Source organism: Microcystis sp. M169S2, assembly GCF_020245865.1.
In the GTDB taxonomy this organism is placed as follows: Bacteria; Cyanobacteriota; Cyanobacteriia; order Cyanobacteriales; family Microcystaceae; genus Microcystis; species Microcystis ichthyoblabe_A.
Genome location: NZ_JADBUB010000178.1, coordinates 1 through 12,437 on the forward strand (window position 1 = coordinate 1; position 12,437 = coordinate 12,437).

Genomic DNA, 12,437 nt, shown 5'->3' on the forward strand with positions numbered 1-12,437 from the left:
AAACCGATCGCCAAATTACCAGACTCAGTCAAGAAATTGGTAATCTTGGGGGTAAATGGGGACGTTTTGTCGAAAATATGGTAGCCCCCGCTTGTGAGACTTTATTTTTAAATCGTCAGATTCCCGTACATCAAGTTAGTCAAAGAGTCAGAAAAAGTCTCGACGGTAAAACCCTAGAAATTGATGTGTTAGTAACTAATGAAAATCATGTGCTGGTAGTGGAAGTCAAAAGTAGTTTAAGTGTAGATGATGTCAAAGAATTAATCAAGAATCTAACAGAATTTAGGCAATTTTTCCCAGAATATAACCATAAACAATTATATGGGGCAGTAGCAGGCATTGAAATCGAAGAAGGAGCGGATAAATATGCTTATCGTCAAGGTTTATTTGTCTTGGCACAAAGGGGGGAAAATGTAGCGATTCTTAACGATACTGAGTTTCAACCGAAAACGTGGTATAATCCTTAAACTTGTCTTTGGGAAAGTCCAGTGCAATTCTGGTACTGTGCCGCAGCTGTAATCAAGTAAAAAGTAAAAAGAGTACATCTTCCCTTTTTCCTTGCGAGTCAGAATACCAATTACAAGTTTTTAATCGGTAGATAGACAAATAATTTTCTAACTACTTCTCTGCGTCGCATGGAGAACAAATAACGGTGAATTGGTTAGTTGAAGCAAATGCTTGTCCTGGTTTATTTTATGGAACTGCTGCCCAGGATGGGTTTTTAATTCGTCTCCGCACCCCCGGTGGATGGCTCAATTCTCCACAGGGAAAAGCGATCGCCACTTGGCTCGAACAATGGCAGACGACAATACAAGTTACCAATCGGGCAAATCTGCAAATTCGCGGACTGCAAAAATCCCCCAGTTTAGAAGAATTTCAAACCCTGCAAAAATTAGGGTTAGCTGCCCATAATCCCAGTATCGATCATCTGCGTAACATCATGTCTAGTCCCACGGCTGGAATTGACTGTCAAGAATCGATCGATACTCGTCCATTAGTCCAAGAATTAGATAATTTTATCCAAAATTATCCATCAATTGCCCAACTAAGTCCTAAATTTAGTATCGGCATCGATGGCGGTGGTGCAGTGGGAATTGGCACTGGTTCAACTATGGCCTGGCAACACCGCTATAATGAGATTCAGCTATCGGCAATTGCCCTCAATAATCCGACAAATTTAACTTCTCTTGTTTGCTTTCGATTAGCCCTCGCAGGAGATAAACAATTCTATGACACGGACTTATTAATTGAGCCAGAAAACTGTTTAGCTGTGGTCAAAGCTTTAGTAAAAGTTTATCTCGATTATGTTCAACAAACCCCTAACATTAAGGGGAAAAAACCGCGGATGAAACACCTGCTCAAAGATTGGGGATTGACAAAATATCTCGAACAAGTTAACTCCCAATTACATCGGACTTCTACCGGCATAATAAAAGGGCAAGAATACCAGCAGGCTGCCCATTCTACTCAACCCTATTTTCATCTAGGAATTCATCCTCAAAAGCAACCCGGATTATCTTATATTGGTCTATCATTAAGATTAGGACAATTGACGGCTAATCAACTATGGGGATTAGCGACACTATCAGAAACTTTTGGCAGTGGTCAGTTACGATTAACCCCTTGGCAGACTGTTATATTACCCGATATTCCCGATGAAAAAGTGTCAGAATTGTTGCCAAAACTGGCATCCTTAGGATTATCCGCTTCTCTTGGATGGGATGCGGGGATAGTTGCCTGTAGCGGTAAACCCGGTTGTGCAGCAGCGGCCACTGCAACTCAAATTCATGCTTCTCTCTTGGCAGATTATTTGAAAGAACGCTTAACCTGCAATTCTCCTGTTAATATTCATTTGACGGGTTGTGCTAAATCCTGCGCTCAACCGGGTCCAGCCGAAATTACCCTTTTAGGAACCACCATCGAGGAAAATGGCCAAATACTGGAAGCTTATCAAGTCTATATGGGTGATAGTCAAAAGTTCTTAGAAACACCCATATTTGAGGAAGAATTTACCAAGATTCCCCCGCTCATAGCCCAAATTTTAAGCTCCAAAAAATCGAAAAATTTAGATGAATAGAATGGAATACATTAAGAATGGTGAGGAAATTTACCGCAAATCTTTTGCTATTATTCGGGCTGAAACTAACTGGGAAAATCTCCCCGATGATTTAGCTCCTGTGGCGGTTCGTCTAATTCATTCCTGTGGGATGACAGACATAACAAAAGATTTAGAAGCATCACCGGACGCAGTTAAAATCGGACGAAATGCCCTCGCTGGGGGTGCAGCCATTCTCTGTGATTCTCAAATGGTCGCTAATGGCATTACCAAAGCGCGTTTACCTAAAGATAATCCGATTATTTGTACCCTCAATTATCCAGAAGTAACCGAGTTAGCACGGCAAATTAATAATACCCGATCCGCTGCCGCTTTAGAACTTTGGCGACCTCATTTAGCTGGAGCGGTGGTAGCCATTGGTAATGCACCAACCGCACTTTTTCGCCTACTAGAATTGCTCGATCAAAATGTAGATAAACCAGCTTTGATTTTAGGCTTTCCCGTGGGATTTGTGGGAGCGGCAGAGTCGAAATTAGAATTAGCAACTAATAGTCGTGGTGTGCCATTTATTACCCTGCACGGACGTAGGGGAGGCAGCGCAATCGCGGCAGCAGCAGTCAATGCTTTAGCAAAAGAGAACGAATTATGAATAAATTAGGCAAACTTTATGGATTAGGAATCGGGCCCGGTGATCCCGAATTGTTGACGCTAAAAGCACACCGGATTCTCACAACTGTTCCGGTAATTGCTTATCCTACCTTAGAAAGTGGCAAAGTTTTGGCACGGGCAATTGTCTCGGATTTTATCCGTCCCGAGCAGATAGAAATTCCCATGCCTTTACCTTTTAGTGTCGAGCGCAGTTCTCAACCTCATTATGATATTGCCGCCGAAAATATCGCCGAACAGTTAAAATTAGGTCTAGATGTGGCGGTGCTATGTGTGGGCGATCCGATGTTGTATGGCACGTTTATGTATATTTTTAATCGCTTGTGTGATCGCTTTTCCATTGAAGTCGTGCCGGGTATTTCTTCAGTGATGGCAAGTGCAGCAATGCTGGGTGTACCTATCACTTATCGAAATGACGTATTTAGTATCATGCCCGCTACTTTAGATGCGGAAATATTACGGGATCGCCTAGCCTTTATCGATGCAGCGGCGATTATTAAATTAGGCAGACATTTCGCTAAAGTTCGCAATATTCTCGATGAATTAGGATTATTAGAACGCGCCCTCTACATCGAACGAGCAACCTTACCCAATCAGCAAATTATTCCGATTACAGAAGTCGATCTAGAGGCTGCTACTTACTGGTCATTAATTCTGATTCCTAGTAAAACTAAACCCCAATAACTCTATAGACACTAAGTTAAATCTTCTATCCCCTACCTGACAGAACCTATAGGGTTTAGATGATATTATGAAAATGTCTTTTCTTCGTTGCTTTTTTTGTTGCATAGGAGGCTATATACAGCGTTTCTCGGATTGATAAGTAGGTAGGCGTTAAAAATTATCAGATGCCCCCCTTATCAAGGGGGGATTAAGGGGGGATCCCCCCGCCTATCGGCACCCCCCTTATCAAGGGGGGCAGGGGGGATCGAACCTAAAATCTATTTTTAATTTAATTATAACCAGCTACTTAAGGTAATCTATTTTCTTCTCCATTCTCTGTCACCTAAAAATAACTACCATGTCCGATTCTCCTGAATCTATCCGCAATACTAGCGTCAGCGATCAAGCTACTAATAATGATGCCCTCGGATTTGAGCCTTATGTAATAGCGATCGCTGAATTTTTGTTGCATGAGCAGACACAACCACCCCTAACTTTATCGGTTGAGGGAGAGTGGGGTAGTGGCAAGTCTTCTTTTATGAAAATGTTAGAGGAATATTTACGAAAAAAAGGAGGTCGGACGGTTTGGTTTAATGCTTGGCGACACGATAAAGCGGAGTCGGTATGGGCAGCTTTTGCGCTGTCTTTTATTAAGCAGATTTCTACGCCCAAAAATTGGCGAGATTTACCTCGAATTATCCTAGGATACTTTAAATTACAATTATTGCGTTTTAACTTAGAAAAAGGCTTGTTTGAATTAATTAAAGCTTTACCATTAATAATTTTTGTGATTTGTGCCTCAATTGCCATTCCTTTTATTTTAATCATTTATGGAGTTGAAGGAATTAACGAATTAATCAGAGCAACAACCTCTCAAGATGTTTTTTGGAGCAAAATTAATTCAGTTTTTAAACTGTTATTTACCGCCGGAGGTTTAACTTTATCAGGAGCAGGAATTTTTGCTGGTATTAAGAGTTTATCGAGAAATTTTCAAAGATTACTCCAAAACCCCAAAAACAACCTAATTAAATATATAGAAGCCCCAGATTATAAAAAACAATCGGCATTTGTAGAAGAATTTCATGAAGATTTTGCTAAAATTGTTGATGCTTATATTGGCAATGATCGGGTATATGTATTTATTGACGATTTAGATCGTTGTGAACATCCAAAATCAGCGGACTTGATGCAAGCGATTAACTTGATGATTGCTGATGATCCTTCAGTGGTGTTTATTTTAGGAATGGACAGAGAAAAAGTAGCCGCTAGTTTAGCGGTAAAATACGAAAACATTCTCAAGTATTTACCGTCGGAAACCGCAGAAATTGATCCTGATATTTTGGCCAGACGTAGTGCTAATAAAGGGTTAGCTTATGGTTATACCTTTATTGAAAAGTTTGTCCAGCTTCCCTTTTTAGTTCCCCAACCATCCCGGTCAGATTTTGAGCATTTTTTGATTCAGCTTGCTACTTCAACTCCTTCTAATTTACAGCCAGCTAAACCTTATTTTACATTTTTTCAGTCATTCTGGGGTAAGTTTAAGTTAGCTTTACCCCAGAGAAATAATTCGCAAAAGCATCTCACTTCCCCAACAAGTAATCAGACAAGTGATTTAAAAAACTTGTCTCTAGATAATCCTTCGATAGAATCCGAACAAACCGAAAAAGAGAAAGCACGAGCAGCTGTAATTAAGCGATTAGAAGCGATTCAAGTCAACAATTTTGATAAAGATTCCCAAACAGTGCGGAATGTCATTATGATGGTGGCTCCTGCATTGGATTACAATCCGCGACGGATTAAACACTTTATCAATGTCTTTCGTCTCAAGGTTTATATCGCTAATGAGACTGGTTTATTTTTTGAGAAGCGAGACAAGGATGATAATTTGTTAGAGCCTTCTTTGACTTTTGAACAGTTAGGCAAATTTACTGCGATTAGTTTAAAATGGCCATTGTTATTGTCAGATTTAGAAAATGATAAGAAAATTTTAGCAAAATTAGAAGAATTTGCACTAGATGAAGAAAAAACTAAAGAATATGAAGAGTCGATTCGCTATTGGGGTAGTCATACTAAGCTTAAAGCTTTAATGGCTTACGGTCATGAAAAATCGGCAGCTAACTCTAAATTTAGCTTGGCAGAGGTAAATGTTGATAAGTTATTACAAGTATCGCCCAAGATAATTCGGCAAACTGAAACTGTAATTTTACCAAACTTTAACCCAGAAATGGTGGATATACCCGCCGGTAAATTTAACATGGGTTCTGATGAGAATGAAAAACCGATACATCAAGTAATTGTTCCAGCATTTCAAATAGGTAAATATCCCATCACCCAAGCACAGTATCAAGCGGTGATGGGAAATAATCCTTCCAGGTTTTCAGGAAATCCCCAGAACCCGGTAGAATCTGTTACTTGGTTTAATGCTCAAGCTTTTTGTGAAAAATTGAGCCAGTTAACCGGAAAAAACTACCGTTTGCCTACAGAAGCAGAATGGGAATATGCCTGTCGCGCTGGTACAAAAACCCGATTTAGTTTTGGCGATGATAAAGAGCAACTAGGAGATTATGCCTGGGTTGATGGTAATTCAAATAATACGACCCATCCTGTTGGGGAAAAGCGACCTAATCCCTGGGGAATCTATGATATGCACGGCAATGTTTGGGAATGGTGTGCTGATTCATATCATGAAAGTTATGCTGACAAACCAGACAATATTAAAGAAAATGGCAGTATTCCATGGACAGATAACAATATAACTAATGCGTCATCAATAATACGGCGTGGCGGTTCGTGGTGCCGCGACCCTTTGGCCTATAGCTCAGCGTATCGAGGCAAAAGCGTTGCCGATATTCGCAACGATATCGGTTTTCGTGTTGTGTGCGATCTCCCCTAATCAGTTAACTGTTAACTGTTAACTTTTATCAGCTGGAAGCCACCATTGGCGCAATAATATTATTGTAGAGGCCAATTGCATTCGCCCTCTTTAAATAACTTCTGCTGCTCATCTATAGGTGAGGGAAAGTCACAAATAGGAGATGCAGCCGATAATTTTCTGGAAATATAGTCTTTAAAGCCTTGTCTGGCAAGACTACAAGGAATGATCAGCACTAATTATCACACAAAGTCGAGGAGAGCCATAGGGCGAGCCTGAGAATAGCGATCGCTGTAGTTAGCCATCACCGCTTTTTATGGTTACTTTAATGTTAGAATCTAATCACTTCTTTTAGGTTTTGCTATGCGTGCGATTGAAACCACTGGTATCCTCAATACCCAAGGACAAATTCAACTTGATCATCCTATTCCCCAAGAAAAAGATCGGTTTGTGCGCGTCATTCTTTTGATGTCGGAGGATGAACTGAACGAAAAAAACTGGCTAGATGCCGTTTCCCATAACCCTAGCTTTGCTTTTCTGCAAGATCCCGAAGAAGATATTTATACTCTTAACGATGGACAACCTGTAACTAATGAAGGGTAAAATTGTATTAATTCAATTTCCCTTCGACGATTTATCTTCCAGTAAGGTTCGTCCTGCTTATTGCCTAACCAATCAAATTGGAGGCTATCAACACATTATCTTTGCCCTAATTACCAGTCGTATTCCAGAAAATCCCCTTCATACAGATATTATTCTGAGACCAGAAAGTCCAGATTTTATGATCAGTGGTCTTCGCCAATCGTCAGCCATCAGACTTGATCATTTAGTAACACTTCGCTCTTCACTGATTCAGCGTGAACTAGGCTCATTATCATTAAAAACCCGAACCTTAATTGTAGATATTTTGTGCGATATTCTACGTTCTTAAAAAAAATACGATCACTGATTTCTTCGGGGGCATTATTTAACGCAGTTTTTGACTTTAAATTACAATAAATTTGTCTGTTATATCCGTTACGCTATGCTAACATATTCTACCGTTACTGCTACAATTGGCTCCAAAGACCGCTATAACCAACTAAAACCATGACTCAAGCCACTTTTGCAGAAATACTAGACGCAACCAAACAACTTCCCCCAGAAGATCAAGAACAACTGATTCACATTTTAAAAAAGTGAAAGACATTGACGAGGCTCAACCATACCTCAACAACTAATGGAAGGGATTCCGGCAAGATTAAAATAAATTAAGGTCATCTGGCCGCAGTCAGTTTTAACCGACTGAAAATATTACCTGGTCTGAGGAGCTTTTTAAATTGACAGACGAGCGCGTTTATTGGTTAGCATGGTCAAGTATTGCTGGAGTTGGGCCAATTTCCCTAAAGCGACTCTATCAACATTTTGGCAGTGTCGCTGTGGCCTGGAATGCCACCGATACTGCGATCGCAGAAGGGGCGGGATTTGGCAAAAAGTTAATGGTAGCGGTACGGGAAGGGCGATCGCAAATTGACCCAGAAGCTCTTTTCGCCGAACATATCCAGAAAAACCCCCTTTTTTGGACTCCTAGCGACCCAGAATATCCCCGCTTTCTCCGGGAAATTCCCAGTCCTCCCCCCTTACTTTACTATCAAGGAAAGGTCAATTTAGAGGAAAATCAGGGAAATATCCCCACCGTCGCCATTGTGGGTACTCGTAACCCCACGGATCACGGCCGGCGCTGGGCGCGGCGCTTAAGTACCCTTTTGGCCCAACAGGGATTTACTATTGTTTCTGGTATGGCCGAAGGAATTGATGGAGAGGCGCACCAAAGCTGTTTAAAAGCAGGGGGAAGAACGATTGCCGTCTTGGGAACGGGGGTCGATGTGGTTTATCCTAGTCGTCATCGGCAGCTACACGCCGACATCCAAAAGCAGGGTTTAGTCATTAGTGAACATCCCGCCGCAACTCAGCCGAATAAAGCCCATTTTCCCAGTCGTAATCGCATTATCGCCGGTTTAAGTCGCGCCACGATTGTTATCGAAGCCCCCGAAAGATCAGGCTCCCTGATTACAGCCAGTTATGCTAACGAATTTGGCGGCGATATCTATGCTTTACCCAATTCTCCCGATATTGCTGCCGCTAGGGGTTGTTTACAACTGATTCATCAGGGAGCGGAAATTATCGTTTCTGAGGAGAAATTATTAGAAATGTTGGGGGCAATTCCCACCACGAACCAATCCGCACCAGTTAATCTCTCCCCTTCACTCCCTCCAGAGACATCCCCGGCCTTTAATCCTGCTCCTCCAGTCAATCTAGAACCTAGACTAGCACAAGTGTATCAGTTATTTGACAGAGATGCCCTGTTGTTTGACATTATTGTTGAAAAAATGCAAATCCCCACCTCAGAAGTGGCGGGGATCTTATTGGAATTAGAATTAATCGGTTTAGTGACTCAGTTACCCGGTATGCGTTACCAGAAAACCTAGTCAACTCCTCTACAGGTGTTTATCTATGGTGGTAGCTAAAGTGGTTCTCGGTACAGCCCCGACCACCGTATCAACTTTTTGACCTTCTTTGAAGATCATCAGAGTAGGAATACTGCGAATCCCGTACTGACTAGCGATAATGGGGTTTTCGTCGGTGTTGAGTTTCACCACCTTGACTTGCCCTTCGAACTGTTTGGCAATTTCTTCGACAACGGGAGCCACCATTCGACAGGGGCCGCACCAAGGAGCCCAGAAATCCACTAGGACAAGGTCGGCACTATCTAAAACTTCATCTTTAAAGGTGGCATCTGTAACGGCAGTAACCTCTGACATACTTAAGAAATCCTCTAGTAATCACGGTTATCTAGAATACACAAAAATTTCATTCTAGAGATTCGTGGTGCGATGTTGACATTCCACTGGTGAAAAGGACGAGAACTAGCTCTAAATCCACTATGGAGGCCTTAACTTGCATCAGAGGTAGCTTCTTGGATTAATTTCACAAGGGGTATTCTTCTATTTTATAACCCTAGAGGCTCTATTTTGACTTTTTTTTGATAAAGTTTTGTAATATTGCCCGAGTCAGGGATGGGTGATCACAGCCGGATAAAATTTTCCTGAAGAAAAACCCGAAAAGTCAGCGATTTTATCTAGACTTAACCTGAGTTTGATTATGATCGGCATAGGCCACCTCCTAATTGAGCTTTTTTATGAAAATTCTGGTCTTAAATGCGGGATCGAGCAGTCAAAAAAGTTGTTTATACGATTTAGATATTCTCCCCTCCCATCCTCCCCAACCAATTTGGGCAGCGGGGATCGATTGGACAGTTAACCCTGATTACGGGGTTTTAACGGTAAAAGCTCAGGGAATTAAACAGGAAATTAATCTTTCTAGTCAAGACCGTCCGGCGGCAATTGCTCGGATGTTAGATACCTTAGTCACTGGCGAAACTAAGGTACTGGCCAATTTCGCCGACATTAGTATAGTCGGTCATCGAGTTGTCCATGGTGGCACGGAATATTCACAGGCAACCATGATCACTCCCCCAGTCAAAGAAACGATTAAAAAGCTGATCCCCCTTGCTCCTAGCCATAATCCCGCTCATTTAGAAGGAATTGAGGCGATCGAGCAAGTTTTGGGCGATGTTCCCCAAGTAGCAGTGTTTGACACCGCTTTTCATCGTTCTATCCCTCCTGAGTCTTCTCTTTATCCCATTCCCTACCAATGGAGTGAACTGGGAATCCGTCGCTATGGTTTTCATGGCACCAGTCATCAGTACTGCTCGCAACGGGCAGCCGAATTGTTGGGAAAACCCCTAGAATCCTTGAAAATGGTGATTTGTCATCTGGGCAATGGTGCTTCCCTATCGGCAGTCAAGGGGGGTAAAAGTGTCGATACTACTATGGGATTTACTCCCCTAGAGGGATTGATGATGGGAACCCGCAGCGGTTCGATCGATCCAGGGATTCTGATTTATCTAGAGCGAGAATATCAATATAATCCCGATAGTTTAAATAGCTTACTCAATAAAGAATCGGGTTTAAAGGGAATTTCGGGTATTTCTGGAGATATGCGGGCAATTACGACGGCAATGGCCGAGGGCAACCAGAGGGCAAAATTAGCATTTGAGATGTATATTCATCGTCTGAAAAGTTTAATCGGATCAATGATCGCTTCTCTAGAGGGGTTGGATGTGTTGGTATTTACGGCAGGAATCGGCGAAAATTCAGCTTTAGTACGGGAAAAAGCCAGTCAAGGCTGGTCTTTTTTGGGTTTAGAGTTAGATTTGGCTAAAAATGCCGCTCGTCCCCGGGATGAGGATATCGCCACCGACACATCTAAAGTGCGAGTGATGGTAATTGCTACGGCGGAGGATTGGGCGATCGCACGAGAATGCTGGCATTTATCTCAATAGACCTTACCTTTGGCCATTCTCTTTTGGCTGTTCCGTTGCGGGAATCTCCATAATCGGATGGTTAAGAGCAATCATCAAATGGTCTCCCTCTTGGCTAATACTGCTCGGACTGCTCGCCATTTGGGAGAGGGGATCATTGCGTCCCGAGACGAAGTAGGAGCCAACAGCGATCGCCATAGCCGTTAAAATTGCGCCACCATAAACACAATATTGCCGACGACGCTGACCATCGACTTTTCTGAACACCTGTTCTGCCAATCGGTCGTTGGCCATTGTAGCCGGTACGGGAATCTGCCTTAAATTAGTTTGTAATCCCAAGAGCTGCCGATAGAGTTTTTTAGCGGCAGCATCATGGTCTAACCAATGCTGAACTAGCTTCCGTTCCTCTACCGTTACTTCGTTATCAATATAGGCGCTAATTAAATCAAAACGATGAGCTTCTTCGTTATCCTCATCTAAGAACAAAATATCCTCGGTTGCGGAGTTGCAATCGCTGTCATCGTGACGTAACAAAGACTTGATCCATTGAACGTCTTCGGGTTGATAATTATTCATGGTTGACCTCGACCAGAAGCGATCGGTATACAATCACTTTTTACCAGCACGGAGCTAGTTAAATTTAACGACTCCTCACTTCGGCCGTTAGTGCCGAATCACCACAATATTCTTTAGCCTTCTGTAAAATAGGGCTGTAAAACAGATTGTAATTTAGCGCGAGCGCGAGCAATGCGAGATTTAACAGTTCCTAAAGAAACTCCCGTGATCTCGGCAATTTCTTCGTAGGCCATACCTTCAATTTCTCGGAGAATAATAGTTGTCCGAAAAGCTTCTGGTAAATCAGCGATCGCCGCTTGTAATTGATCGTAGAATTCGTGGGTGGTGAGATGTTCATCGGGACTGGGGTAATCGGACTCGATATCCCAATCGATTTCGCCATCTTCCACGCGCCGGGGAGCATCGAGAGAAATGGGGTGATTAACCCGCTTGCGTTTCCGCAATTCGTCATAAAAAAGATTAGTAGCAATGCGACTCAACCAACCACGGAACTTGAGGGGTTCATGGAGACGGTTAATATTGCGATAGACGCGAATCCAGACCTCTTGAGCCAAATCAGCGCGATCTTGCCAATCGGGAGCCAAATGATAGAGTAATTTATCAACATGAGCCTGATAGCGCCGCAGCAGTTCCGCAAAGGCTGCTCGATCGGGCTGACACCCTTCCTGACAGCGTGCAATTAGATCGTAGTTGGAGAGTTTGTCAGGGGACACGGGGTTTTGAGACTTTTTGGCCTCAAGTGACCAAGATGCTGGAATCGATTGACTCATGGGATTTCCTCTAAGGATATAAACTCCTCACTCAGAGCTTGAGGACGGGAGAAGTCAGTCAAGGTTCCCGAAAATAAATAATTTTTTTTCCATATTCTGATTCTAACTGATCGAACCGAGTTCCTGGACTGAGATTTGAGCGGGGCATTCAATGTTTGACCTTCTCGTTCGACCACGGGGCTGAAAACCTTACTAAGCAGTTATTTCAGCTACTGCATCCCTATTTGATGCCTAAACAGTTCCCACCTATGAGAAACGCTATCACCGCCATCAAGAGCTAATTAGAACAAAATTACTAGACAAAAACAGCCCACCAGAAAAAAGGGAAATAGCTGAAAGGCTTACGTGGCAAGGGATAGAAAAAAGATCAAAAAATTTTGCCAAAAGGGGTTGACAAACTAGGGGAAGTTAGATACATTGGTAAATGCGCGGTTGAAGCAAAGCGAAAGCGAAGCGAAACAAACGACGCTG

Annotated in this window: 12 protein-coding genes and 1 riboswitch; of the genes, 9 read left to right on the plus strand and 3 right to left on the minus strand. The window is 42.5% G+C overall.

All coding sequences use genetic code 11. The features are described 5' to 3' along the window. The 8 genes from IM485_RS17230 to dprA all read left to right on the plus strand — a co-directional run. Positions 1-467 (plus strand): NERD domain-containing protein (locus tag IM485_RS17230; RefSeq protein WP_287744585.1); only part of this gene is annotated, 467 nt, incomplete at its 5' end. Next, a riboswitch (cobalamin riboswitch) is annotated at positions 438-596 on the plus strand. It overlaps the preceding gene by 30 nt. Before the next feature lie 56 nt (positions 597-652). Next, positions 653-2,077, plus strand: coding sequence for a precorrin-3B synthase (gene cobG, locus IM485_RS17235; RefSeq protein WP_104397653.1), 1,425 nt, complete (start codon positions 653-655; stop codon positions 2,075-2,077). A 1-nt stretch (position 2,078) separates the two neighbouring features. Further along, a complete protein-coding gene (locus IM485_RS17240; protein ID WP_104397654.1) occupies positions 2,079-2,705 on the plus strand; it encodes a precorrin-8X methylmutase in 627 nt (208 codons plus the stop codon). After that, entirely contained in the window at positions 2,702-3,406 is a 705-nt protein-coding gene (cobI, locus tag IM485_RS17245) for a precorrin-2 C(20)-methyltransferase (protein ID WP_287744587.1), read from the plus strand. The genes IM485_RS17240 and cobI overlap by 4 nt, the downstream gene beginning before the upstream one ends. 337 nt (positions 3,407-3,743) lie before the next feature. Then, the gene (locus IM485_RS17250; protein ID WP_287744589.1) at positions 3,744-6,278 is read left to right on the plus strand and encodes an SUMF1/EgtB/PvdO family nonheme iron enzyme; all 2,535 of its coding nucleotides are present in this window, start codon (positions 3,744-3,746) and stop codon (positions 6,276-6,278) included. A 342-nt stretch (positions 6,279-6,620) separates the two neighbouring features. Further along, complete coding sequence (locus tag IM485_RS17255; protein WP_002750429.1) at positions 6,621-6,860, plus strand: hypothetical protein; 240 nt, start codon at positions 6,621-6,623, stop codon at positions 6,858-6,860. Next, on the plus strand, positions 6,850-7,188 hold the full coding sequence (locus tag IM485_RS17260) for a type II toxin-antitoxin system PemK/MazF family toxin (protein ID WP_104397657.1): 339 nt from the start codon (positions 6,850-6,852) through the stop codon (positions 7,186-7,188). Before IM485_RS17255 ends, IM485_RS17260 begins: the two co-directional genes overlap by 11 nt. Before the next feature lie 388 nt (positions 7,189-7,576). Next, positions 7,577-8,725 (plus strand): DNA-processing protein DprA, encoded by a 1,149-nt coding sequence (dprA, locus tag IM485_RS17265; RefSeq protein ID WP_287744592.1) that lies wholly within the window; start codon positions 7,577-7,579, stop codon positions 8,723-8,725. Positions 8,726-8,734: 9 nt separating this feature from the next. On the opposite strand, the gene trxA is transcribed toward dprA, so the two are convergent. Further along, the gene (gene trxA, locus IM485_RS17270; protein ID WP_104397659.1) at positions 8,735-9,058 is read right to left on the minus strand and encodes a thioredoxin; all 324 of its coding nucleotides are present in this window, start codon (positions 9,056-9,058) and stop codon (positions 8,735-8,737) included. A 377-nt stretch (positions 9,059-9,435) separates the two neighbouring features. Here trxA and IM485_RS17275 point away from each other — a divergent pair, with 377 nt between their 5' ends. Next, entirely contained in the window at positions 9,436-10,641 is a 1,206-nt protein-coding gene (locus IM485_RS17275) for an acetate kinase (RefSeq protein WP_104397660.1), read from the plus strand. Positions 10,642-10,644: 3 nt separating this feature from the next. On the opposite strand, the gene IM485_RS17280 is transcribed toward IM485_RS17275, so the two are convergent. Further along, positions 10,645-11,196 (minus strand): anti-sigma factor family protein, encoded by a 552-nt coding sequence (locus IM485_RS17280; RefSeq protein WP_104397661.1) that lies wholly within the window; start codon positions 11,194-11,196, stop codon positions 10,645-10,647. A 113-nt stretch (positions 11,197-11,309) separates the two neighbouring features. Beyond that, positions 11,310-11,966 carry a sigma-70 family RNA polymerase sigma factor gene (locus IM485_RS17285; protein ID WP_002750403.1) on the minus strand — a complete coding sequence of 219 codons (657 nt, stop codon included), beginning with the start codon at positions 11,964-11,966 and terminating at the stop codon, positions 11,310-11,312. Between the last annotated feature and the right edge of the window lie 471 nt (positions 11,967-12,437).